This window comes from Mucilaginibacter antarcticus (assembly GCF_042686155.1).
GTDB lineage: Bacteria > Bacteroidota > Bacteroidia > Sphingobacteriales > Sphingobacteriaceae > Mucilaginibacter > Mucilaginibacter antarcticus.
Genome location: NZ_JBHUON010000016.1, coordinates 39,452 through 63,659, shown reverse-complemented (window position 1 = coordinate 63,659; position 24,208 = coordinate 39,452). Strand labels below are relative to the sequence as shown.

General features: G+C 44.6%; 20 protein-coding genes. 5 read left to right on the top strand and 15 right to left on the bottom strand.

Features of this window, described 5'->3' with window-relative positions; translation table 11 throughout:
• The first annotated feature begins 5 nt into the window (after positions 1-5).
• The gene (locus ACFSYC_RS13455; RefSeq protein WP_377128513.1) at positions 6-3,203 is read left to right on the top strand and encodes an error-prone DNA polymerase; all 3,198 of its coding nucleotides are present in this window, start codon (positions 6-8) and stop codon (positions 3,201-3,203) included.
• Positions 3,204-3,221: 18 nt separating this feature from the next.
• On the opposite strand, the gene ACFSYC_RS13450 is transcribed toward ACFSYC_RS13455, so the two are convergent.
• Both ACFSYC_RS13450 and ACFSYC_RS13445 read right to left on the bottom strand, forming a co-directional pair.
• Positions 3,222-3,887 carry a peptidylprolyl isomerase gene (locus tag ACFSYC_RS13450; protein WP_377128510.1) on the bottom strand — a complete coding sequence of 222 codons (666 nt, stop codon included), beginning with the start codon at positions 3,885-3,887 and terminating at the stop codon, positions 3,222-3,224.
• The gene (locus tag ACFSYC_RS13445) at positions 3,887-4,228 is read right to left on the bottom strand and encodes a HopJ type III effector protein (protein ID WP_377128507.1); all 342 of its coding nucleotides are present in this window, start codon (positions 4,226-4,228) and stop codon (positions 3,887-3,889) included. Before ACFSYC_RS13445 ends, ACFSYC_RS13450 begins: the two co-directional genes overlap by 1 nt.
• A 202-nt stretch (positions 4,229-4,430) precedes the next feature.
• On the opposite strand from ACFSYC_RS13445, the gene ACFSYC_RS13440 reads away from it, so the two are divergent.
• On the top strand, positions 4,431-5,672 hold the full coding sequence (locus ACFSYC_RS13440) for a carboxypeptidase-like regulatory domain-containing protein (protein ID WP_377128504.1): 1,242 nt from the start codon (positions 4,431-4,433) through the stop codon (positions 5,670-5,672).
• A 16-nt stretch (positions 5,673-5,688) separates the two neighbouring features.
• On the opposite strand, the gene ACFSYC_RS13435 is transcribed toward ACFSYC_RS13440, so the two are convergent.
• Positions 5,689-6,537 carry a metallophosphoesterase family protein gene (locus ACFSYC_RS13435; RefSeq protein WP_377128501.1) on the bottom strand — a complete coding sequence of 283 codons (849 nt, stop codon included), beginning with the start codon at positions 6,535-6,537 and terminating at the stop codon, positions 5,689-5,691.
• A 115-nt stretch (positions 6,538-6,652) separates the two neighbouring features.
• On the opposite strand from ACFSYC_RS13435, the gene ACFSYC_RS13430 reads away from it, so the two are divergent.
• Positions 6,653-7,036 carry a hypothetical protein gene (locus ACFSYC_RS13430; protein ID WP_377128498.1) on the top strand — a complete coding sequence of 128 codons (384 nt, stop codon included), beginning with the start codon at positions 6,653-6,655 and terminating at the stop codon, positions 7,034-7,036.
• Between the two features lie 193 nt (positions 7,037-7,229).
• Entirely contained in the window at positions 7,230-9,479 is a 2,250-nt protein-coding gene (locus tag ACFSYC_RS13425; RefSeq protein WP_377128495.1) for a GH92 family glycosyl hydrolase, read from the top strand.
• An 88-nt stretch (positions 9,480-9,567) separates the two neighbouring features.
• Here ACFSYC_RS13425 and ACFSYC_RS13420 read toward each other — a convergent pair whose 3' ends face one another.
• From ACFSYC_RS13420 to fucP, 8 genes are all read right to left on the bottom strand, one after another.
• Entirely contained in the window at positions 9,568-10,668 is a 1,101-nt protein-coding gene (locus ACFSYC_RS13420; RefSeq protein WP_377128492.1) for a serine hydrolase domain-containing protein, read from the bottom strand.
• Between the two features lie 316 nt (positions 10,669-10,984).
• Complete coding sequence (locus ACFSYC_RS13415; protein WP_377128489.1) at positions 10,985-12,970, bottom strand: FAD-dependent oxidoreductase; 1,986 nt, start codon at positions 12,968-12,970, stop codon at positions 10,985-10,987.
• 69 nt (positions 12,971-13,039) lie between these two features.
• Positions 13,040-13,822, bottom strand: a complete 783-nt coding sequence (locus tag ACFSYC_RS13410; RefSeq protein WP_377128486.1) for an SDR family oxidoreductase — start codon at positions 13,820-13,822, stop codon at positions 13,040-13,042.
• A gap of 125 nt (positions 13,823-13,947) precedes the next feature.
• A complete protein-coding gene (locus ACFSYC_RS13405; protein ID WP_377128484.1) occupies positions 13,948-14,778 on the bottom strand; it encodes an amidohydrolase family protein in 831 nt (276 codons plus the stop codon).
• Positions 14,765-15,622: a fumarylacetoacetate hydrolase family protein gene (locus tag ACFSYC_RS13400; RefSeq protein WP_377128481.1), complete on the bottom strand. Its 858-nt coding sequence runs from the start codon at positions 15,620-15,622 to the stop codon at positions 14,765-14,767. The genes ACFSYC_RS13405 and ACFSYC_RS13400 overlap by 14 nt, the downstream gene beginning before the upstream one ends.
• A gap of 123 nt (positions 15,623-15,745) precedes the next feature.
• A complete protein-coding gene (locus ACFSYC_RS13395; protein ID WP_377128478.1) occupies positions 15,746-16,510 on the bottom strand; it encodes an SDR family NAD(P)-dependent oxidoreductase in 765 nt (254 codons plus the stop codon).
• A gap of 9 nt (positions 16,511-16,519) precedes the next feature.
• Positions 16,520-16,852: an L-rhamnose mutarotase gene (locus ACFSYC_RS13390; protein ID WP_377128475.1), complete on the bottom strand. Its 333-nt coding sequence runs from the start codon at positions 16,850-16,852 to the stop codon at positions 16,520-16,522.
• A 2-nt stretch (positions 16,853-16,854) separates the two neighbouring features.
• A complete protein-coding gene (gene fucP / locus ACFSYC_RS13385; RefSeq protein ID WP_377128472.1) occupies positions 16,855-18,120 on the bottom strand; it encodes an L-fucose:H+ symporter permease in 1,266 nt (421 codons plus the stop codon).
• Between the two features lie 237 nt (positions 18,121-18,357).
• Between fucP and ACFSYC_RS13380 the strand changes: the two genes are divergently transcribed.
• Positions 18,358-19,374 (top strand): LacI family DNA-binding transcriptional regulator, encoded by a 1,017-nt coding sequence (locus ACFSYC_RS13380; protein WP_377128469.1) that lies wholly within the window; start codon positions 18,358-18,360, stop codon positions 19,372-19,374.
• Positions 19,375-19,409: 35 nt separating this feature from the next.
• Here the strand turns inward: ACFSYC_RS13380 and ACFSYC_RS13375 are convergent, their stop codons facing one another.
• The 4 genes from ACFSYC_RS13375 to ACFSYC_RS13360 all read right to left on the bottom strand — a co-directional run bounded on the left by ACFSYC_RS13375 (position 19,410) and on the right by ACFSYC_RS13360 (position 24,194).
• Positions 19,410-21,695, bottom strand: a complete 2,286-nt coding sequence (locus ACFSYC_RS13375; protein WP_377128466.1) for a hypothetical protein — start codon at positions 21,693-21,695, stop codon at positions 19,410-19,412.
• A 9-nt stretch (positions 21,696-21,704) separates the two neighbouring features.
• Complete coding sequence (locus tag ACFSYC_RS13370) at positions 21,705-22,841, bottom strand: glycoside hydrolase family 76 protein (protein WP_377128463.1); 1,137 nt, start codon at positions 22,839-22,841, stop codon at positions 21,705-21,707.
• 107 nt (positions 22,842-22,948) lie between these two features.
• Complete coding sequence (locus tag ACFSYC_RS13365) at positions 22,949-23,452, bottom strand: hypothetical protein (protein ID WP_377128460.1); 504 nt, start codon at positions 23,450-23,452, stop codon at positions 22,949-22,951.
• Positions 23,453-23,495: 43 nt separating this feature from the next.
• Positions 23,496-24,194, bottom strand: coding sequence for a hypothetical protein (locus tag ACFSYC_RS13360; RefSeq protein WP_377128457.1), 699 nt, complete (start codon positions 24,192-24,194; stop codon positions 23,496-23,498).
• Positions 24,195-24,208: the final 14 nt, after the last annotated feature.

Below are 24,208 nucleotides of genomic sequence, written 5' to 3'. Positions count from 1 at the left end.
CCATTATGAAATACACCGAATTACAGATAACCAGCAATTTTAGCTTTATGCTGGGGGGATCGCACCCGGAGGAGTTTGCCGAGCGCGCAGCCGAACTGGGCTACGCTAAAATTGCCATTACTGATAGGAACAGTGTAGCCGGTGTAGTACGCGCTCATCAGGAAGCAAAAATTAAAGGGGTTGGGTTTATCCCCGCCTGTAGATTAGACCTTATGGATGGTCATAGTTTGCTGGCTTACCCTACTAATATCACTGCCTGGGGGCGTTTGTGTGCGTTACTCAGCAAAGGCAACCTCCGCACAGAAAAAGGCAAATGCGAGCTTTATAAGCAAGACGTTTTTGAGCATAAAACGGATATCATATTTATAGCCATCCCTCCCCCAACCCTTAATAAACAGTTTGAATTTGATGTTGCCTTTAAGCAGGATTTGAACGGCTATAAGCTTGAGTTTGGCAAAAAACTTTACCTGGCTGCCAGTCGCTCCTATAACGGGGATGATAGAAAACGCTTTTACCGTCTATCACAATTAGATGTACCCATGGTAGTTACTAATGATGTATACTACCACGTTGCAGCACGCCGCGAGCTGCAAGACATACAAACTTGCGTGCGCGAAAAATGCACCATTAGCAATGCAGGATATCGCCTACACGCCAATGCAGAGCGTTATTTTAAACCTGTTGAAGAGCTAGAGCGCTTATTTAGTCAATACCCTGAAGCCCTGGCCCGCACGCAAGAAATTGCCGATGCCTGTCAATTCACCCTCGATGATCTGAAATACCTTGAACCCGAATGGAAAAGCCCGGACGGCCGCACCGCCGATGAGCACCTGCGTGAGCACACGCTCAAGGGGGCGAATAAAATATTTAAAGACGATGTGCCGGCATCTATATTAACCCAGGTAAATTTTGAGCTGGATTTTTTTAAAAGACGTAAACTGGCCCCATACTTTCTGAGGATATTTGAGTACACGCAAAAGGCAGAAGAACTTAAGATATTACACCAGGGGCGCGGGTCGGCAGCTAACTGTACGGTGTGTTTTTGCTTGGGGATAACGCCGGTAAATCCCACCAAAACACGCCTGTTGTTTTCGCGCTTTATGTCAGACGCGCGGGATGAGTGGCCTGATGTGGATGTTGATTTTGAGCATGAGCGCCGCGAAGAGATCATTCAATGGATATACAATATGTATGGCCGCGAACACGCCGGTATTGTAGCCACCGTAACCTTGGAACGCCATAAGGGAGCCTTGCGCGATGTTGGCAAAGCCATGGGTTTATCAGAAGACACCATTAAACGCCTGGGGGGGTCTATCTGGAGTTGGCGGGCCGAAGGCTTTGACCGTGAACGCATCATAGAACAAGGACTAAATCCCGACGACCCTCATCTGTGTAAAGTACTACAGCTAACCGAACAAATGATCGGCTTCCCGCGGCAGTTAGGGCAGCATACGGGTGGCTTTGTCATCACTCAATGCAAGCTATCAGACCTGTGCCCGGTAATGAATGCCCGGATGGAAGACCGCACCCAACTGGAATGGAACAAAGATGATCTGGAAGCGCTTGGCATTCTAAAGGTGGACGTACTGGCCTTAGGTATGCTTACCTGCATCCGTAAGGCTTTTGATATGATCGACCAGCATTATGGCAAGCAATTCAGCCTTGAAAATGTACCTCAGGATGATAAGGAAGTTTACGATATGATTTGCCGCGCCGACACATTAGGCGTATTCCAGATAGAAAGCCGGGCGCAGATGTCTATGCTGCCACGTTTAAAACCACGCTGCTTTTATGATCTGGTAATTGAAGTAGCTATCGTGAGGCCGGGACCTATACAGGGGGATATGGTACATCCGTATCTGCGCCGACGCGATAAGATCGATCCGGTTGAGTACCCTTCACCAGAATTAGAAGTAGTTTTAGGACGTACTTTAGGTGTGCCCTTGTTTCAGGAACAGGCTATGGAAATAGCCATAGTTGCAGCCGGGTTTACCCCTGCAGAGGCAGACCAATTGCGTCGTAGTATGGCCACTTTTAAAGCAAAAGGCCAGGTTAGTACTTTCAGGCAAAAACTGATAGATGGTATGGTAGCCAAGGGTTACGAAGAGGAATACGCCATCCGCATTTTTAAACAGTTAGAAGGCTTTGGCTCTTATGGATTCCCGGAGAGCCACGCTGCATCTTTTGCACATTTGGTTTATATATCCTGCTGGCTTAAGCACCATTATCCTGATGTATTTGCGGCGGCGCTGCTTAACAGTCAGCCTATGGGCTTTTACCAGCCTGCAGAGATCGTAGATGATGCACGTAACCACCAGGTAGTTGTTCGCCCGGTTGACGTTAATCATTCTTTTTGGGACAATATCCTTGAGGAAGTAGATGGCAAATACTGTGCTTTACGCCTGGGCTTTAGGCAGGTTAGCGGCTTACGCCAGGCTGATATGGAGATTCTGATCAACAACAGAACCCACAGTTATCTATCAATCAATCAGTTAAGTGATGCCGGCGTACCCCAGGCAGCTATTGAACGCCTAAGCGACGCCGATGCCTTCCGCTCACTTGGCCTTACCCGCCGGGAAGCTTTGTGGGAGATACCAGCACTTAGTGATAAACCCATTGCCTTGTTTAACGGGCAGGCATCAGAAAGTGCGCATGAAAGCCAGATATCCCTGCCTTTGATGACAGATGCCGAACACGTGGTGCAAGACTTTGCCGTCACCGGCTTATCGCTTAAAGCACACCCGGTAAGCTTTATCCGGTACGAGCTTAACCAGCTGGGCATCACCCCCACCGGCAAGCTTAAAGAGATGAAAAACGGCGATACGCTGAAAGTAGCCGGCATGATTACCGTGAGGCAGCATCCCGGTACGGCAAAGGGCGTTCTGTTTATTACCATTAAGGACGAAACCGGGTTTGCCAACCTGGTGGTATGGGCCAATCTGTTCGAGAAATATCGTAAAGAGATCCTGCAATCGCGTTTATTGATGGTTGAGGGGCAGCTCCAGATAGAGGGAGAAGTAGTACACGTGGTAGTTAAACGCTGCTTTAACCTGAACAAACTATTGGGTAAACTGCTCCCACAGGATACGGAGGAATTTCCACCGGTACCGTTATCAAAAAGTGACGAGACCACTAAGGCTATGCCCCATGAGCGCAATACCCCGGTAAAGGATGTGTTTTATAAGGGAAGGAATTTTAGATAGGTACTTGTAGTATAGCTTCTATTTCAAAGCCGCATTCACTTGCTTCGCTGTCAACACCTTCACCTTTATCCAAACCGGCGCAGCGGGGTTGCCGGCTTTATCAACCTTTAAAGCGGTTAATTTATCTATCAGGTCAATACCCTTTACTATTTCGCCAAAAACGGTGTAGTGCCAGTCAAGGTGCGGGGTACCGCCAATGGTTTTATATGCTTCGCGCTGGGCTTGGGTAAAGTGTTGTCCATATTTTTTTTCCAGATCATCCAGTTGCACGTCGGTCCATTTTTTACCGTCTACAATGTAAACCTGGGTGGTAAAGGACGATTGCTCCGGGTTATCATCCCGCCCCATAGCAACAACACCACGGCGGTGGTATAGGGCCGGGTTAAACTCGGGCGCCAGCCATTTTTGTTGAGCGTTAAGCTTCCGGCCCTTCTCGTAAAGCGAATCAGGATCGCCGCCTTGTATTACAAAGTTTTTTAAAATCCGGTTAAAAGTAGTTTTATCAAAGTAGCCGCTTTTAACCAGTTTAATAAAATTGTCGCGGTGTACCGGCGTTTCGTTATACAGTTTTACAATACATGATCCCTGCTCGGTTTCTATGTTAACGTAAGTGTTGGTTTGCTGTGCAGCAGCGCCAATGCAAAGCCAACACAGCATGGTTAATAAAAGCAGTGTTCTCCTCATTATTTAGCTATCAGTGCCTGGGCTTCAAACGCTATACCGCCCCAGCCATGAATCATAAATTGTCGGATATTTTGATGGTCAGTACCACCGGGAGTATCTAAAACGGCCATATAGTGCTCGGCAAAAAGCATCAAGGTATCATCTTCGCTCAGGTTGTTTAATTGGCCAAACGTAAATACCTTGGCGCTGCCCTGGTTTTGGGTGGCTTCGTTATCAGCATCGCCATTTTTAAAGGCAGCCGGCTGGTGCTCGTAATGCGCGTCTATAAAGGCTATTACGTCTTTAAACTTTATGGATTCTCTTTTTAGGTCTGCTAAAAGTCTTACTACTTTCTCCTTCATGGGGCTTATATTAAATTCTGGCGACTGATCGCAGTCTAATATAGGATGCGGCAGCTTTTTAAACAAATAAAAACTGATTGGTTAACAGAAAATCATTTTCCACTGCCGCCTCCATCGCACCATAATCCTTGCTGGTCTCACTAATAACCAAATTGGTCTACTTTATTTTTTTATTAGCAGATACTTAAGCATATTGCAGGGTATGAAAAAGATCAGCCTTTTGGCCTTATCCCTGTTAATGTTATTGTGGCTAACCCCTGCCCTGGCACAAATGACCGTTAACGGTAAGGTAATTGATGCCGATGACAAAAAACCGGTGGAGCAGGTAAGTGTTAGCATTAACCTAAAAGGCGTTGGCACAGCAACAAATACCGCTGGTTTATTTACCTTGATCATCCCTGCCGGAAATAGCAAAGACAGCCTTAAAATATCATCCATTGGCTACCAAACCCAAAGCATCGCGATAGCAAACCTGAAAAAAGGCGAGCAGCTTAACATCACCCTAAAAATTAATACCACACAACTAAGTGAGGTTACTATAGCCTATTATGATGCCGACAAGATCATACAAAAAGCTATTGCCAGCATACCTAACAATTTTATTAATTACAGGCACGTATTGCGCGGTTTTTACCGCTTGTACACCTATAATACTCAGGATCCGCTGCAATTGTCTGAAGCGGTTTTTGACGTGTATAACTTTGGTTATGGCGACCCTCATGCCGACCTTTTCAGGCTGGAAAAGGCCCGGAGCGAAAAAAATGCGCGGGATTTTAACGCGGTAGAAGTAAGCCAAAAGCCTAACTCAATCTTCGAGCTGGATATTATCAATCACTTGCATGCCAGCGGGTTTTTAACTACTTACGGTTTAACCAGGCATACCTTTAAAGTAAACGGTATTGTTGATATGCAAGGCTATCGCGCTTACGAGATAGCGTTCAGAGAGATAGACGGCGCGGTTGAAGGCACCTATCGTGGTAAGTTATATGTTGATGTTAAAACCAATGCTTTCATCCACTTTGATTTTGGACTTAGCCCGGCAAATTTAAGGGAGCCTATAAATCGCACTTTTATACAACGCTCGTTAATAAAACCGGGGAATCTTGATGTTAACCTAAAATCTGACCGTACCAAAATAAGCTACCAGCAAGTGGGCAACAAATGGGTGCTATCAAGTATAGAGGGCAACAGCAGTTTTGTTTTACAAGACACCGCTAAACATATAGACTACCCTACTGCCCGCGTAAAATTCAACTACCAGATAACACAGGTAGATACCACGGAGCAAGATTCTTTTTCTGCTAAAATTGGGCGTAACGATAATATCAATGCGTACAAAAGCAATGGCAACTCGTCGTTTTGGAAAGACTATAACATTATCCTGTCTGACTACAATGTAGACGATACTTTTAAAAAGCTAAAAGAATACAAGAAAGCTAAATAGGACCACCTTAATCCCGTTACAGTTTATTGGTATTTAGTCTCGGGTTTTGGCTGGCATTGATTTGGTAAGTGGTAATTTTATCATCTAAACCTACTTCAACAATACGGTAACCTTTATAATCTGTACCCCAGTTGCCGCCAAAGTGCGAGTCGAACAGGTGTGGCAATTTACCGGTGTGACGTATGCCATCCAGACTATGATCATGCCCGTGAAAAACGGCTTTAATATTAGGGTAGCTGTGCAGCAGCTTAACAATTTCCGGGCAGTCTACAAACGTTCCTTTTTCTTCGGGCGCCCATATGTACGGTGCAATATGCAGTATTACAAAAACTATCTTCTTGTTTTTATAAGCATCAAAAGCGGCTTTCATAAAGTTATAGTCGGGGCATACGTAGCCGCCCGTGGTATCGGCCGTATTGGCAAATACAAAACCTATGTCGCCTTTATCAACCGTATGTTTATCTTCATAACCAAACACCTCCTGCCACAGTTTAGCATCGGCAAAATCATGATTACCGGGGATGGTATAGCACGGCGCAGGCAGCTTGTCAAGATAAGTCTCTTTAACTTTCTTTAACAGGTCAGGGCGGTTGTGTACTATATCGCCGTTAATAATTACCATATCAAGGTGGTTATCGGCATGTTCTTTATGCAGCCACTTTACCAGATCGGCATAAAAACCATCAGAGTTAGTATCAGGCTGGGCGTAATGCCCGTCAGAGGCTATGGCAAACCGCAGTTTAAATTTTTCGGCGGCGGCGCTCTTATGCACCGGTTGGTTAGCAAATGCGTTAATGGCTGGCAGCAAGTTAATGCTTGCGGCACCTATCAGGCTTGATTTTAAAAAACTACGTCTGTCGCTCATATTGGTGGTTTACCGGGTTAACTAATCGGTAACGTAAATCTATCTTTTAAATATTAAATTAGTTTTAAGCCAATGATTTATTTTACTGACGACATTAGCTTTGTACATTTGGTACATGGCTGTATTGAAGATCAATTACCCTCCTGTAAACTATCACCATGTAATTATAGGTAAAATGCCGTTAAGCGCGTTTTTAAGCGATGTGTTGAACATCGGCACGTCAGTCCAAATCATTGAACACTTGGCGAAATACCATAGCCAAAATGGCGACACTTGCCAGATTGATGCTTTTGAGATAAGTGCGGCAGACTTACACAACGATAAAAAAAGCGGTACCGTAGCGATAAGCTACCTTGTAAAATACCATTACGGCTGCGCCGATATTACCCGACAGGCGAAGGGCCATGAGACCTGGCGATTTGAAATTGATGCTGAGCATAACACGCTACTTTTATTTATGCCCGAATACGAGGTGCGGTCTACGCATGACGAATTTTAGTTTGTTGATAGCAGCACAAATTCCCACCACGTCATTGCTGGGCACGAAGCAATGACGGCTTTATTAAATTTCAGGGGTTGCCTATTACTCCGGCCTTAATATTTTGCGCAAGAAAATTAACTTAACTTGTTTATACAAGTTGATGATTTGTTAGGTAAAACCACTATATTTACCTCACCAATTACCAACTGACATGAAATTTCACCAATACCTGTTAGCGCTGCTTATGCTATTGAGCTGCATGAATAACGATACCATCGCGCAGCAAAAAGCAAAAGTTAATGCCCTTACCCCGTTAGACTATGTAGACCCTACAATTGGTGGATCGGGCATAGTGCTGCAGCCTACCCGGCCGCTGGTGCATCTGCCCAACAGTATGCTGCGGGTGTTCCCCATGAAACAGGATGAGTTGGACGACCAGGTGATGTTCTTTCCGCTTAATGTGGTATCGCACCGTGTTGAGTACGCATTTTCTTTTTTGCCGATAAAAGGAAAGCAGGATGATACTTTTTGGGGTAAACGAATTACCATAGCCAGCCAAAAATCAAGTCCTTACTACTATCAATTTGAGGACGAGGATACCGGCATGATCACCGAGTATACCACAGCTGCCAAAAGCGGCTTTTTCCGTGTCGACTTTAAAGATAACAATAACAACTACTTACGTCTTGGTTTAAACGGCGGCAATGGTAACGTACAGCAGTTGGATAAGCATAGTTTTACGGGCACCGAAGAAGTTACCGGCTTAAAAGTTTACCTGTATGCTGAAACTGACCAGGACATTACCGATTTAAAAGTACAGGACAAAAATAACCATCGCCTGCTGGCAAGATTTAGCACTGCATCTGTTAAGTTTAAATACGCCATATCCTACATCAGCATTGCGCAGGCTAAGGCCAGTTTGCAAAGAGAGATACCCGGCTGGGATTTCGTCGCCATAAAAAAACAAGCGAAAGCCATTTGGGACGGTAAAATGAACCAGATAACCCTAAAAGGCGGCACTAACGCCCAAAAACGCACCTTCTACACCTCGCTTTACCGCACCTATGAGCGCATGGTTGATATCAACGAATACGGCCAGTATTACAGCATGTACGATAAACAGGTACACAAAAGCACGGAGCCATTTTTTGTAGACAACTGGATTTGGGATATGTACATAGCTGCAGAACCACTGCATACGATACTTAACCCAAAGCAGGAGGAGAAAAAGATAAACTCGTACATAGACATGTATAAGCAAGGCGGCTGGATGCCGGCTTTCGCGCTGGCAACCGGCGACTGGCCTGCCATGACCGGCAATCACGCAGCATCATGGATGGCAGATGCCCTGGCAAAGGGGCTTAAGTTTGATGTTAAAACGGCTTATAAGGGTTTAAAGAAAAACTCATTAGAAGGCACACTGCTACCATGGCGTAATGGCCCGGCAACGGCTATTGACTCCTTTTATAACGCACATGGTTACTTATACTCGTCGCGCCCCGAAGAACGTGGCAGCAAGGATGGCGTGGAGATGGACAAATGGTGGGAAGGCCGTGGCAACGAAGGCGTATCTATTACTTTGGAGTGGAGCGTATGCGACTGGTCGATAGCCCAACTGGCTAACGCGGCTGGCTATCCGCAGGATAAAGAGAAGTTTTTAAAACGTGCGGGCTGGTACAGCAATGTTTACAATACAAAAGAAGGTTTTGTATGGCCGAAGGATAAGAAAGGAGATTGGATTTACCCCTACAATACCAAGCTTTTGGGCCGCGAGTATGTGACCGAAAACAACTCGTACACCTATAACTGGACACCCAGGCATGACCTGAAAGGCCTGTTTGAACTGATGGGCGGCAGGCAAAAAGCAGAAGCCAAATTGGACCAGCTTTTCCGCGAAGATCTGAGCCTTTCTAAGTTCCATTTCTGGTTAAACCAACCCGATGCTTCGGGGATGGTGGGGCAGTTTGTAATGGGTAACGAACCAAGTTATCATATCCCCTACCTGTACAACTATTTAGGGGCGCCGTGGAAAACACAGAAACGCATCCGGATGCTGATTGACACCTGGTACGCCGACAACGTATTCGGCATCCCCGGTGATGAAGATGGCGGCGGCACCACCGGCTTTGTAGTATTTTCTATGCTGGGCTTCTTCCCGGTTACACCGGGGATACCGGTATACAGCATTGGCAGCCCTACGTTTAATGAGGCAAGTATCAAGCTGCCATCGGGCAATGCATTTACAGTTAAGGCGGTTAATAACTCAAAGGCAAATGTGTTTATTCAAAGCGCTACGCTTAACGGCAAACCGCTAAACAAGCCCTGGTTTACGCATAGTGACTTATTAAAAGGCGGTACGCTTGTTTTGCAAATGAGTAGCAAACCTAATAAGGCCTGGGGTGCTAAAGCGGCTGATGCGCCGCCATCGGCTATAGCGGTTGATCCATTAACATATAAATAAACCTGTCATGCGGCGCGTAGCGAAGAGATCTACCGAGCGATGTATGCTTAGTTTACTGATTCTTCGATATGCTGATATTGACATTCAATCAAATATCATCTAACAATTTATAAGCGGTAACGATAACATTGGTAAAGCCAACATTATAATTACGCATCAATATTACAGCGTATTTACTATCGTCGTCGATTAAATACTGTGATGAATAACCCGGAATTAACCCGTTATGACCGAAATAATTAACGTTATTCTGCGGGTCTAACGCCAACCCAAGTCCATAATCTTTGCCGCCTTTTGGTGTTAATTTCATCTGGCGGATGCTTTCCTTTGATAGCAAGCCTGTTTTGGTAATAAATGTGCTTACCAATTTTGCCAGATCTGTTGGGGTGGAAAAGAGGCCGCCGTTAGGTACGCCATAGCCCATTCCCGAATTTTGCGAGAGTGGTATCCGCGTATCTACTACGCCGTTGGGGTTGTACAGTCCTTGCGCCAAATTAGGCAGACTGGCGTCGTCGGGTGCAAAAAAAGTGTGAGTCATATGCAATGGATCTATTATCCGATTTTTAACCATTTGCATATAGGGCTGGCCGGCTGCACGTTCTAAAGCAAGGCCGAGTATACAATAACCAACATCACAGTACAACCATTGCTTACCCGGTTTTGATTCAAACTGTGTTTGAGCCAGGGACAATAGTAACTTTTTTTGCCATTCGCCTACCGGACCGATATTGGCGGTAAACATTTCGGACCAGCGCCTTAAGCCTGAAGTGTGCGATGCCAATTGCCTTAAGGTAAACTTTGTATCCTCATTATAGCCAATTATATTTTTTACTTCGGGTACATATTTTTCTGCAGGATCATCCAGGCTGATGACTTTATCCTCAACCAACATCATCATTAATGTGGCGGTAAAAGTTTTGGTGATAGAGGCTATTCGGTAAATGGTGCCGGTATCTGCCAGCTTTTTGGTATCCCTGTTTGCGTAGCCAAACGCCTTTGCCCAAATTACTTTGTCATTTTTCATGATCAGGGCCGATATTCCTCCGTCTAAAGCATCATTAGCTACGTCGGTTTTCAATTCTCTTTCAAGCCTGGCTATTGCCTGAGCTTCGCGCCCTGTATATTGGGCAAAACCTGCCACAGGGAATAAACACGCTAAAAAGCAGGTAAAAAAAGTAAATTTCCTCATTGATTACCTATGGTTTACAAAGATATTAGTAGTTGAATACTACGTAAATAGTGCTGGTATTTACAACAAACCAGCAATTTAAAGCAAGTTGACAATCAGGTAAACAACGCAAAACAACTATAATTTGCCTGATTTTGTGTCAAAACACCAATATTTAGAAATTTTGCAACTAACTGATTATTAGTAATTTACGCTAAATTCTTGTTTCATTTTGTTTCACTCGATTTTTACAAAGCACTAATTAACAGTTAATTAACTCAAAATCTTGTTTCACTTGTTTCATCTGTGTCACACACGCGTGAAACAAACGTGCTTATTACTCCGCTGCTACAAACAGCACCGCATCCGCTACAATAACGCCGTCGCTACCTTGATTGCTGATCTGAACGTAGGATTGCTTGCCAGCCGGCAACTGACTTACGCCCAATGATATCCACTCGCCCGATGTTTGGCCCATTACCTGCACATCCTTTTTGTTGATGGCTTTGGTGGAGGTAGCGTGGCCGTCAAAGATTTGGACCTGGGTTATGGTAGCACCCTTGCCTACTTTAGGGACGTAAACGTAGACGTGGTACTTGCCTGCTGTCCTTACATTAGGGATGAACTTGATGTCACCGGGCGTCTTAGCAGTATCAATCAGGAACGACGGGCCATAGCCGCCGATGGTTTCTCTCTTCCACTGCCCGGTTTTGACAACGCCTTCCTTATCATCATTATCCACCAATATCTCGGGGATGCTATGATCAACCAAGGGGTTGTTCTTCAACTCCGCTTGCAGTAGCTTGATATCTATTTGCTGAACACCCTGCCTCTTGTCTATAGCCTGCGATGCCGCCACAGCGGCCGACTGCGCCAGCACCATAAACACCGGCTCCATACGGATAGACCCATAAGCCATGTGGCTGGCCGATAAGCATACCGGCACCAAAAGGTTATCGCACTCGGTCGCCTTAGGGGTGATAGACCGGTAAGCAATGCCATACGGACTAATACCACGCAACTGCACATCGCCCTCATTCTTTACCATGCCATTAACCACCACGCGCTGCGTATTGTGCGAGTCCATGTTGTAGGCACCCATGCCTACCTTATCATCAACTACCTCTTTGTGCAGGCAGTTGGCTTCGGTCATCACGTAGGCGCCAACCATCCGGCGGGCCTCGCGCACGTACATTTGAGGGCTGAAGTTGCCAAACTGAGTATACTCATCCTTCGGATAGCCCCACTTCAACATCTGCTCGCGCAGGTGTTGCGGCATACGCTCGTCATGGCCTACAAAGTAGAGGAAGCCTTTGGTGTAATCTGTATGCGCTTTAGTGATGGCTTCGCGGGTTTTGTAATCGCCATCCGGGTAGGCATAGTTCATGCCTATCATATCGGTACTAAACGGCCCGTTATTGTTGATGTCAGTCTTATGGTTAGGCATCATGTCGGGCTTCATAACGCCGTAAAGGTCTTTCGCCGGTTTCTTTTTCAGGTAACGCAGCAGTAATTCATATTTCGACGGATCGTAATTGTCAGGCTTGGTAATGTCAATCCGGTTAGCGGGGTCATTAGTTAAGCATAACCTAAAGTTGTAGGATTGGATCTTTTTATCACCGCTACCATATGGCGCCATAGTCTCCGGGCTTATCCCCCAAAGCAAGCCACTCTCGGGCTTACCCTCAATTTTATACGGATCAACCCCATCCGGAAACTGGTGACCTTCCCTAACCTGCACACCGTTAACCGTTTCGTTATACTGGCTGTTAGCTTCGCGGCCGGTAGTATAGCTTACGCCGGCTTTGGCCATCAGGTCGCCCTCGTAGGTGCAATCAATAAACTGGCTGGCTCTTATGGTTTGTGTTTTCGCTAATGGATTGATGGAGTTCTCGAACACGGCACTGGTAATATGCTTGCCGGCTTTGGTAACCTTACGCAGGCGGGTGTTGTAAATCACCTTAACATTACCGCGTTTGATATAACCCAGAAAAATCGCCTCCGCAACCTTTGGCTCAAACGTCCACTGCTCAAACTTGCCATAGTGTTGGCCTATGCGGCGATAAAAGTCACGCGCTAAACCTGTCACTACGTATTTATTGCCGATATCTGTATAGCCTAAACCCCCTGTTGATAAACCGCCCAGGCGCGTGCCCGGTTCAATCAGCACTACACTTTTATTCATCTTAGCAGCGGTATAAGCGGCTATAACCCCTGCGGAGGTGCCGCCATAAACGCAGATATCAATGGGTTTGGTTTGGGCGTTGGCTATTTCCGAAAATGAAATCAGGGCGATATAAACGAGGGCGATTGTTCTATACATATTTGAGGTGCTTAGTTAGCAGATAATTGGCACGCAAAAAGTACAAATTATTACGTTAAGCACCTAAATTTATTCAATCACTCTATCTAAATGCGTATAACCCCCATCCACATGAATCAACTGACCGGTTGTATGGCTTGACGCTGATGATAAAAGGAACACCACCATATTGGCAATTTCTTCAGCCGTTGTCATGCGGTGCTCAAACGGGATGTTTTTAACGATCTCTTTCAGTTTCGCTTCAGGGTCTGGCATAGCAGCAATGTAAGCTTCGTAAAGCGGGGTCCAGCACTCGGCCACAATTACGGCGTTCACTCTTATCCCGTAAGGCAAAAGCTCAACGGCCCACTCGCGGGTTAACGCGTTACGGCCACCGTTGGCTGCGGCGTAAGCCGAGGTATTACCCTGGCCCGTCTCTGCTACCTTTGAGCCAATGTTCACAATGTGCCCCTTTGATTTTTTAAGCTCAGGCAAAGCATATTGCGCCATCAGGTAATAATGTACCACGTTGCGTTGGAGGCTCAGCATAAAATCCTCGTAATTGCCTTTTTCAAGCCCCACGCCGTCGTTAACCCCGGCGTTGTTAATCAATCCCTCAATACGGCCATACTTAGCTATAACGGCCTGTACAGCCCTTTTGCAGTCATCGGGCTCGGTTAACTCAGCCACCACCTGAAATGATTCGAAACCGTGTGCAGCCAAATCGTCAACCACTTTAAGGTTATCCTCGGCTTTACGACCAACTATTACCGGGATTGCCCCCTCGGTGGCCAACACCCTCACAATACCTTCGCCAATGCCTTTTGCACCGCCGGTAACTATGATTACTTTGTTTCTTAGTTGCAGATCCATTGTCCTTATTTAATTAGATAACTATTCTATAATTTTGTCATTCCTACCGTAGGGAGAAATCTATACATTGTTATTAGCGCTTGTATGGATCTGTCGCTATGCTCCTAAATGACAAGTTAGTCTGTTTACAAACCATAAAATTTAACCGCATTACCGCCCCAAGCCTTTTGTTGCTCAGTTTCAGATAGCTTGGCTATGTAGGCTTCGGGAATGCTTAACGCTTCGCCGTAAGTGGCGGCTACGCGGCATACCGGCCAGTCGGATCCGAACATTACCCTATCGGTACCAAATGCCTCGAAAACAACCTCAAGGTATGGAGTAAAGTGGGCGGGTTTCCAGGCTCTCCAATCCGCCTCGGTTACCATACCTGATATCTTGCAGCTTACGTTTTCATTTTGGGCAATAGCTTGCATATCCCGGGCCCATTGGTCTAAATCGCCGTCTTTGATATTCGGCTTCGCCAGATGGTCGATCACAAACGGTTGTTCCGGGAATGCCGCCGCAAACTCATTGGCAAATTGCATCTGATCGGTATAGATCAAAATATCATAGGTATAACCAAACCCTTTTAGCTTGCTAATGCCGCGTTTGAAATCAGCATTCAGCATGTAAGCCCTATCGGCCTCTCCCTGCAAAATATGGCGAAAGCCCTTTACCTTATCAAACTGCTTGTAATAAGCAAGCCTGTCTTCAACATTCGCCGCTTTAAAATCAACCCAGCCAACTACGCCTTTGATAAAGCTGTTCCGCATGGCATGCTCTATAAGCAAATGGTTTTCCGTTTCTGTCTGATCGGTCTGAACGCTTACGCAGCCGGAAAAACCATACTCATTTAATATAGGTTCTAAATCTTCAGGCAAAAAATCCTGCCTGATAATGTCCATATCATCCGTTATCCAGCCGTGCTTAGCCGGGTCATAATTCCAAAAGTGCTGATGCGAATCAATTTTTAGCATAAGCTTTTACCACTTGTTTACTTTCGCCCAGGCCATCAATGCCCAGTTCCATTACGTCGCCGTCTTTTAAATATATTTGGGGTTTAAAGCCAAGGCCGACACCTGCAGGTGTGCCCGTCGAGATCACGTCGCCCGGCAGTAAGGTCATAAACCTGCTGACGTATGCAACAACGGTAGGCACATCAAATATAAAGTTGGACGTGTTGCCATCTTGCATGATCTGGCCGTTAACTTTTAACCAAAGTTTCAGGTTATTTATGTCTCCCAATTCATCGGGCGTAGCCATAAAAGGCCCCATTGGCGCAAATGTATCGCAACCTTTACCTTTATCCCACGTACCGCCACGTTCTAACTGAAACTCGCGTTCTGATACGTCATTGTGCAACACATAACCCGCTACATAATCCAGCGCTTGGCTTTGTTCCACATAGCTGGTTTTTTTGCCGATAACCACAGCGAGTTCAACCTCCCAATCGGTTTTGACTGAATCGCGCGGAATAATAACGTCATCATTTGGGCCAACCAAAGCCGTGGTTGATTTCATAAATAAAACCGGCTCGGCAGGCGGCGTAGCGCCGCTTTCTTTAGCATGATCGGCGAAGTTTAAGCCGATACATAAGATCTTAGAAGGCCTTGCAAACGGGCTTCCTAAACGCTCGCTGTCAGCGACAGTTGGAAGTTTACCTTCGTTATCTGCGACAAATTTTTCAAGTCGATCTAAGCCATCATTCTCAAAAAAGCTTTCATTATAATCTTCGCCAAAGGTTGATGTATCGTATTTGATATCGTTAATAATAACGCCTGTTTTCTCTTGTCCCGGGTTACCCCATCTTATTAGTTTCATATGTAGTTCAGCCCCCTCTAAATCTCCCCCGGTTGGGGAGACTTTTTAGTTTATTATTGTGTTAAATATTCATTTTTACTTGCCATTATTAAGCCCTCCCTCCCGGAGAGGGTTTGGGCGGGGCTAATTATTCAATTTCACAAACCCACCGTCAACGGCATAATCAACACCGGTTACAAAGCCAGCTTCATCGCTACATAGGTACAATGCCATTGATGCAATTTCTTCTGGCTTACCCATTCGGCCAATGGGTTGACTTTTTGACAGTTTTTCAAACATCTCCTGCTCCTTCCCTGCATAGTTTTTCGCAATGAATCCATCCACAAAAGGCGTGTGAACCCTTGCCGGCGATATAGCATTGCAGCGAATATTTTGATCAATATAGTCGCGCGCTACAGATAGCGACATGGCTGCTACCGCGCCTTTACTCATGGAATAAGCAAACCTGCTGGTTATACCCACCACAGCGGCTATTGATGACATATTTAATATAACTCCCTTACCCTGTTTTTGCATCAACGGAATAGCCGCAAAAAGCGAATTGTAAACGCCTTTTACGTTTACATTAAAGATCTTTGTAAAATCCTCTTCGCTGGTATTATCAGCTACGCCAATATGGGCAATGCCAGCGTTGTTCACCAAGATGTCTATTACACCTATTTTGTTGTAGGTATCGACAATTTGCTGCTGATCGCTCACGTCACAGCTATGCGCCGTGGCATGGCCGCCGGCCGCGTAAATTTGCTCAACGGTTTCCATCGCAGCATCGGCATTAAGTTCAATGATATGTACCGTTGCTCCCTGCTTGCCAAACAGTTCAGATATGGCACGGCCTATCCCGCTACCGCCACCGGTTATTACTGCCGTTTTTCCTTGTAAACTAAACATGTCTATTTTCTATAAGTCAAAAATTTTATTCATCAACACCCACTTCTCACCTGGCTTTGCGCCGGGCAGGGCCTGCTGGTATTTCCACATCAGGTCTTCCCATTGCTGTACCTTAGGGTTAGCTGCGTCCATAGTTCCTTTCTTTTTGAAGCTAAATATAGCATCATCAGTATCCATAATCATAAAGAGGCGGTTAAACACCCGGTAAATCTCTAAACCGGTAATGCCGCTGCTGATTATACTGTCGCGGATCTCAGGCCAAATTGCCTCGTGATATTTTTCGTATTCCGCAATTAGTTGCGGGTCGTCTTTTAAATCTAAGGCTAAACAATAACGTGCCATAATTATGCAGCTTTTTTAATCACCTTGTGGCCTTTTACACCAAAATACAATATCACCAGGAAACACAATAAAGGTACAATATAAGCCATTTGGATGCTGCCCGTTTTATCAGATATCATACCCATAAATAAAGGGGCCACACCACCGCCAATTATAGACATAACCAGGAATGACGAAGCAATCTTGGTTTCTTTACCCAAGCCTTTTATGCCCAAAGCAAATATAGTAGGGAACATGATTGACATAAAGAATGGCACCGCCATTACCGCGTAAAGCGCCACATTGCCTTTGGTTACCAGCGCTACCACCAACAGTAACGCGCTTATACCCGCGTAAATGCTTAACAGTTTAGCGGCATCAATAAATTTCATGAAGAAAGTGCCGGCAAAACGGCCAACCATAAAGCCTACCATGGCTATTGATCCTAATAAAAATGCCGCCTCCTTTTCACCAATATCGGCTACATATTTTGCGTAACGGATAAAGAAACTACCAACGCCAACTTGCGCACCGATGTAAAAAAATTGGGCGATAACAGACCATGCCACATGGCTATGCTTTAAAACACGGGCAGAAAAATCTGTACCCGGCGCGTGGCTGTCAACCGCGCTATCGTCTTCTTTAACGTCAGGGATGCGGGTAAATACAAATAATATGATCAGCAATATAACTACCCCGCCAATTATCATGTAGGGTAATTTAACTGTATTGGCTTCTGATTGCATGTAGGCCGCCAATTGCTCAGGCATCATGTTTTTAATTTCCTCGGGCGTGTGCTCAATGCCTGATAATATAACCTGCCCACCAATAATGGGCGCTACAAACGCTCCCACGCCATTAAATGATTGCGCAAAGTTTAAGCGCTGCGCCGATGTTTCCTTATCGCCCAATAAAGTTATGTAGGGGTTGGCAATTGTTTCTAAGAATGTTGCGCCGCTGGCAATGATGAACAGTGCTACCAAAAAGAAAGTATAACTATGCGCGTTTGCGGCCGGTATAAACAACAGCGATCCCAAGGCATATAAAACCAGGCCCACAATAATGCCCGACTTATAACTGTATTTATGAACAAATAGCCCTGCCGGAATAGCAACCAAAAAGTAGCCCAGATAAACGGCCGAATCAATAAATGACGACTGCGTATCTGTCAACTGGCATGCCTTTTTTAAGTGCGGTATCAGTATTGGATTAATATTGTGCAGGAATGCCCACAGAAAAAACAATGATGTAACCAGAATTAACGGCAACAGGTATTTATTTTTCGACATGACAGAATTAATTGGTTGGATAATTGGTTAAAGCAAAGAAAGGAGATTACCCGATACAAAGTGATATTTTAAGGCCAAAATACTATACCATTTTGGCATACTTAGCACTAAAATTGTCAGTTATAAGCCAATAGACAATTAATTTTTTACGCAAACGTTACCGATTTTAACTTTTAATGGTAGTGATTTTAATAAAGCGTATAATTGTAATCAGTTTGTTGATACTGATGCTGACCAATGTATAAACCTGCAACCATAAAAGACATAGCCCTGGCTTTAAAGCTCTCACCATCGACGGTGTCGCGTGCTTTGCGCGACGGCTATGAAATTAGCGTAGAGACTAAGCGTATTGTTATGGAATATGCACAGAAGGTGAATTACAAATCAAATCCTATTGCCCTTAGCCTTAAAAACCGCCGCACTTATTCTATCGGTATTGTAGTGCCCAAATTGGCTAACAGTTTTTTTTCCCAGGCAATAGCAGGCATAGAGTCCATTGCTTACGAAAAAGGTTACCATACTATCATCACCCAAACGCACGATTCGTCTGAGCGTGAGCGTACCAACGTTAATCATCTTGCGCAACGTTCTGTTGATGGTTTACTAATCTCTATGTCGGCCGGTACATCTGACTATTCGTTCCTGAAGACTTTGCATGAGGATGGCTTGCCTATTGTGTTTTTTGACAGGGTGATAGATGAGATAGATACGTTTAAAGTAACATCTGACAATTTTAAAGGTGCCTATAATGCTACAGAATCTCTAATAAAAAAAGGCCGCAAAAAGATCGCACTGCTGTCTAACGCGCCGCAATTATCTATCACTAATGAGCGCCTGTCTGGCTATATGAAAGCGCTGGCAGATTACCACGTGCATTTCAGGCCCGAATATATTCGTAATTGTAGTAAGGGTGGTAATGATTATGAAGAAGTTGAGGATGCCGTAAAGGAACTATTGGCCTTGCCCGATAAGCCTGATGCTATTTTTATTAGCAGCGATCGGATCAGTATATCATGCGTGCGGGCCCTGAAGCACTTAAACTTTGATCCTAAGGAAATTGCCATTGCAGGTTTTTCAAACTCTGACGTGGTTGATCTACTACATCCTTCATTATCCTATGTGAGGCAAAAAGCTTTTGAAATGGGCCAGATAGCAGTTGAAATGCTACTAAAACTGATAGAAAGTAAATACCCTGTCACCGAGTTTGAAACACGGGTATTGGATACTGAACTCCACTTGGTAGACCCCAAATAAAAAGCCGCGATATTAGATTCGATTTTATAACTTGTTTACCACTCCAACTTGACTTTTACCCCATCCGGGTTGTTTTCAAAACCAATTAAACTGGTCTTACTGGCAGCATCCCACTGGCTTTTAAAACCGGCTATTTTGATACCTTTGGCATCAGTAACCGTTACTTTTTTGGGCTGGGCCGGCAGCAGCACCCGCATAGCATTAGTAGTATTTAATGGGCTTTTAGTGATAAACGTATAGCTCTTGCTGGTTACCTTTTCCTCGTATACACGGGCAGCTGTTGCCAGCACTTGCGGTGTTTGCGGGTTGGGCACTTTGTCAACATTGTAGAAAAAACCTTGCTCACCAACATTAATCTTTTTCTGATTCAAAACAGGCAACTCAGGGTCATAAAGGTCTATCAGATTTCCTTTTATGGTATGTGGTTCCTCGCTGACGCTTTCATCCATTACCGAAACAATTTCATAAGGACCGCGGGCCAGGTAAAAGTTATTTTTGTACAACATGTTTTGGCCGGTAGCTTGCTGGTATAGTGCTTCCACTTTTTCGCGCAGCTCGCCATCTCGGTCAGCTTCCATAACAAACTCTTTAGGATCTCGGCGAATGATGCAAATTTTGCCCTTGCCTACGGAGTAAGTACCTGCCTTTGGGTTTGTGCCGATGCCTAATTTTTCATACAAGTCGTCGGCGGGGGCTTTGTATTTTTTGCCGTCTTTGTTCCACCACTCCTGCACCGTTTGAAACGGATCATCATCGCGGCCCGAATAAACTATTACCCCACCATTACGCACCCAAGCGGCTAAATGCTTATGTGGCTCTTCGGCAAGAGGTTTCATGTTCGAGTAGCTCATCAGCAGCACTTTGGTATCCTTCAGGGCTTTCTCATAACCAACATTCTCGATATGTACAATATCTACCGGCACTCCCCTTTTCAGGAAAGGCATTGCCTGGCCAAAAAAGTTAGAAAGTTGCGGGTCCATCAGCTTATTGTTAGTAGGTACCCGGTTAAACATGCCGGATGTTTCGTAAAAATTTGAGAAGTAGGGATCGGCCCAGGCTTTGCCATCATCGTGCGTTGGCAGGCGCTGAAACATCATGGAGTTACCCATCATAACGCTAATACCCTGCGTGCCTGATGTTCTGTTGGATGATGTTTTGATATCATTTAAAGAATTGATCATCACCATCATTTGGGTGGAGTATGATCTCGGCATCCCTGCACGTTCATTACTGGTACGGCTGGTGAAATATTTTCCATCGAAAATACGGTCGGGCCACGGCATTACTTCGTAGTTATCTATATCAGGGAAGAAAAGCTCGGCAGTAAAGGTAGTTTGGTAGTTCTTTTTATAATCGCTCCAATCGCGGCGGGTATCCTCTACAGGGTCGTTTTCAAAAAACAACTTGCGGCCGGTTGGCGCCGTCATTGATTTCATGGAGCAATATTCCAGAAAAGCAGTCTCAAAAGAACGCTCTTTAGCAATACCATTGTAATAGTTAGGCTCCCGGGCCGTCCCAGTCCATGATTGTACAATGTAGCCGTCCACACAATCCAGCGAAGCCAGGCTTGCCTCGGGGCTAACAATTTGCCACATGGCGTAATTTATCAGGGAGTGGGTAGGCACATAGCAGCGCACATTCACACCTTTGCTTTTGCCGTACTCTTTCGCATAGGTAAACGACTCTTTTAAAGCCCGGTAGTACAGGTAATACTTTAGTTTATTAGAGAGATATGTATTCTCTGCCGACTCATGCTGTGGTCGCCAATCGAAACCATAATATTCTTTCCACTCGCGTTTAAACGCTTCGCTGTAGCCAGCTTTGTTCCAAAACTCTGGTTCCTCCAGGTAAATAGCATCAATACCGTTATCTATAGCTTTTTTCACTACCTGTTCTTTAAAATACTTTAAAAAGTTTAGGGTAGGTACTACGTATGGGGTATTGCCGCCATGCCAGACGGTATCGCCGTTCATCATTTTTTGGCCCTCGTCAAAATGAGGTTTGCCATCCCATTTGCCGGTAAAATAATCATGATAGCCGCCCCATGCCATGCCCGTCATAAAAGCTGCTTTATAGCCACGGTCTGTCCATGATTTGATTCGCTGGGTAAAGGTTTCCCTGCGCCCGTCGCCATGTCCATAAACAATGGCTACGTCGGCTCTCGAATCAGTTGTAGGCCGCCATGCTGCTCCGGTTTGGAAGGTTGTTTTCTCTTTAACCAGAACAGGATTTTTTGTTTGTGCCGATATATTGCTATTAAGCAACAAACCAACACCAGCCATAGCTAAAACAGTTTTACATTTAGGGGCGAGGGTGAACATAAGCACTTATTATTTAGAAAGATCGTAACGGGTTTCTAACCAGGCGAAACGCGCCAGTATCTCTAACATACCACCAATAGCAACTAAATCTTTCGCTTCTTTGGTACCATCGGGTTTAACCGCATCAAACAGGCCTTTTGCGTTTTTTTCGTTCTTCAATGCGTTATCCAGGCATTTTTTAAACGCCATAATATATTTTGGATTTTTATTAACCTTCAATAAATGCTGATAACCGCGTAATAATACAGCGTTAAACCAGTATTCATCTCTAAACTTGCCATTGCCATAAAAGTAGCTTAATGAGGCATCAGCAATTACATTAGCCTGCTGCAAATATTCTTTTTTACCGGTCAACTCGTACAGGTATATATACGACTCTAGCATGGTACCTGTGTTATATGAAAATGTCGCTTTACCTATGCTGCTGTTAGTGGTACGGATGTTATCCCAGTATAAATTCTCCGGCGTGCGCAGTTTTGAGTCTGTCCACTTTACAATTTTGATAGCGATATCGAGGTAAAATTTTTTCTTTGTAGCCTTATACATTTGCAAAGCGACCAAAGCACCCGGGCCGTTTGAGCAGGTATTTTTAGTGCTTTTATCACCCTCTTTCCAATAGATGCCACCACCTAAAACCTGGTCATAGCCGGTCATTTGAAAATCGTACATGTCTTTGCCCAGTGCAAAATGCTTTTTGTCTTTTGTACGTTCGTAGGCATCAAGAGAGGTTATGCCTATCCATTGGTTATCATCAAAATAACGTTCGCCCGGTTTAAGCTTCATGATGTAGTCTGTGAAGCCACCGTGTGGAGGGGCCGGATTATAATAGGTGTACATCAACTTCAGCATCGGGGCCATTAGTTTAGCTTTAGGGTCAAGCTTTTCAATTTCGTTAGCAGCCTGGTACATAGCACAGTATGACCATAGATAGGTATACTCGCGCAGGTAGCCGTTTTTGTTTTCGCGTTTGGCGGGATCAAGAACTACCAAATAATTGCCCGATGCCTTATCGTAAAAGTTGTTTTGAATGGCAGTTTGTAACGCCTTCATTTCTTTTTTATAGTAACCTTTTTGCTGTGCTGATGCAATGTTTGAGAACAAGGCAGCACATAAAACAAACAGGAGTCCGTTTTTATTAAATTTCATATTGGTTTGATTTTGTTATTAATTGGTATAATGTGCTAAAGCTGCAAAATATTGGGAGAATAAATCACTTTGTAACAAAAAAATCAAAGCAATCGATTGCGATTTACTTAAGGTATTTGGTCGAGGCTTATTTTTTGCCAACCTGCTTGTGCTACTATGCCGGTGCCGTGGGCCGTTTCATCGTCGTATTTTTCTTGATAGACCATTAATGCATTATTTATTTCCGTGAACATAATCTTCGCTTCGCGTTCAGATATTAACCCTTTCTTATCAGCCCTTTTCTGTAATCGGACAGCAAAAATAGCTGCTATGTCAAAATGTAAGCGCTCATGTCTGAGCAAATAATTGGTAGCACGATTAGGAACCCGAAAAGAAAGCTTGGTATCAAAAACGGCCGATGCTTTGTATCGCCCTTTTTTAACAGCTGTATGATATTCAACCGGCATAAACCTGATACCAACCACTGATGCGGCGGCTGTGCTGTCTGTCACCGCTCCTTTAAAATCAGTCCACTGAAGTTTGCGGGTTTTGCTCCAGGTAATGATCTGCCCCGATGAAGTCAAAGACACCAAACACCAAACCAATGAAATTAAAAAAAGCCGCGTTAACATAACGCGGCTAATATATCACACTTAACACTTTATTACAAAGCAATTAATCGAGCGTGCTGTAAGTATAGGTGTAAGTATTTCCGCTGCTGCTTGTACCACTGATGGGATAGCCCTCTGCATCATACTGGTAAGTATAAGTTGTCGTTGTAGTGGTTGCCCCCACTACCCGGCTCGACGAAGCGATATTCCCTTTTGAATAAAACTCCGAAAATTGCAGTTGATTTCCTATTTTTTTTACGGCAGAATTAAGATTGGCGAACATACTTGCCTTACCGTCGTAAGTGTAGGAGTAAGTCGATGATGACGATTTCTCCTTTGAAATATTTCCATCGGCATCATGCTCATAAAATACAACATTTCCCTCTTGGTGTGTTTCTGTCAACTTGCTCTTGTCATCGTAAGCATATCCATTGCTAACTTCTGTTACTAATTGACCCGCGCCGTCATACACGCTGGTTTTTTTGGTGGCTAAAACATTGTCAACGTAATTTAACTGATTAAATATTTTAACGACAACGGCGTTTCCATTTTTATTAATGGTTTCTGTAGCAGTAATACGGTCAAGTATATATGTAAACGTCGTTGTCGAAGCGCCAATATTTATTTCCTTTAGTCGTTTCTTATCATCATAACTATAGGTAGTAGTCGTAGTATTATTGCCATTAATCCTATTTATCTGAGTCAGATACTTTGGTTTAGCTTCGGGCTGCGGCACTGTGTTGTTTTTTTTACATGCTGACATTGCAAAAAGAACAA

Coding starts and splice junctions, on each gene's coding strand:
- ACFSYC_RS13455 (WP_377128513.1), top strand. CDS start 6: ATGAAATACACCGAATTACAGATAACCAGCAATTTTAGCTTTATGCTG.
- ACFSYC_RS13450 (WP_377128510.1), bottom strand. CDS start 3,887: ATGAGGAGAACACTGCTTTTATTAACCATGCTGTGTTGGCTTTGCATT.
- ACFSYC_RS13445 (WP_377128507.1), bottom strand. CDS start 4,228: ATGAAGGAGAAAGTAGTAAGACTTTTAGCAGACCTAAAAAGAGAATCC.
- ACFSYC_RS13440 (WP_377128504.1), top strand. CDS start 4,431: ATGAAAAAGATCAGCCTTTTGGCCTTATCCCTGTTAATGTTATTGTGG.
- ACFSYC_RS13435 (WP_377128501.1), bottom strand. CDS start 6,537: ATGAGCGACAGACGTAGTTTTTTAAAATCAAGCCTGATAGGTGCCGCA.
- ACFSYC_RS13430 (WP_377128498.1), top strand. CDS start 6,653: ATGGCTGTATTGAAGATCAATTACCCTCCTGTAAACTATCACCATGTA.
- ACFSYC_RS13425 (WP_377128495.1), top strand. CDS start 7,230: ATGAAATTTCACCAATACCTGTTAGCGCTGCTTATGCTATTGAGCTGC.
- ACFSYC_RS13420 (WP_377128492.1), bottom strand. CDS start 10,668: ATGAGGAAATTTACTTTTTTTACCTGCTTTTTAGCGTGTTTATTCCCT.
- ACFSYC_RS13415 (WP_377128489.1), bottom strand. CDS start 12,970: ATGTATAGAACAATCGCCCTCGTTTATATCGCCCTGATTTCATTTTCG.
- ACFSYC_RS13410 (WP_377128486.1), bottom strand. CDS start 13,822: ATGGATCTGCAACTAAGAAACAAAGTAATCATAGTTACCGGCGGTGCA.
- ACFSYC_RS13405 (WP_377128484.1), bottom strand. CDS start 14,778: ATGCTAAAAATTGATTCGCATCAGCACTTTTGGAATTATGACCCGGCT.
- ACFSYC_RS13400 (WP_377128481.1), bottom strand. CDS start 15,622: ATGAAACTAATAAGATGGGGTAACCCGGGACAAGAGAAAACAGGCGTT.
- ACFSYC_RS13395 (WP_377128478.1), bottom strand. CDS start 16,510: ATGTTTAGTTTACAAGGAAAAACGGCAGTAATAACCGGTGGCGGTAGC.
- ACFSYC_RS13390 (WP_377128475.1), bottom strand. CDS start 16,852: ATGGCACGTTATTGTTTAGCCTTAGATTTAAAAGACGACCCGCAACTA.
- fucP (WP_377128472.1), bottom strand. CDS start 18,120: ATGTCGAAAAATAAATACCTGTTGCCGTTAATTCTGGTTACATCATTG.
- ACFSYC_RS13380 (WP_377128469.1), top strand. CDS start 18,358: ATGTATAAACCTGCAACCATAAAAGACATAGCCCTGGCTTTAAAGCTC.
- ACFSYC_RS13375 (WP_377128466.1), bottom strand. CDS start 21,695: ATGTTCACCCTCGCCCCTAAATGTAAAACTGTTTTAGCTATGGCTGGT.
- ACFSYC_RS13370 (WP_377128463.1), bottom strand. CDS start 22,841: ATGAAATTTAATAAAAACGGACTCCTGTTTGTTTTATGTGCTGCCTTG.
- ACFSYC_RS13365 (WP_377128460.1), bottom strand. CDS start 23,452: ATGTTAACGCGGCTTTTTTTAATTTCATTGGTTTGGTGTTTGGTGTCT.
- ACFSYC_RS13360 (WP_377128457.1), bottom strand. CDS start 24,194: ATGTCAGCATGTAAAAAAAACAACACAGTGCCGCAGCCCGAAGCTAAA.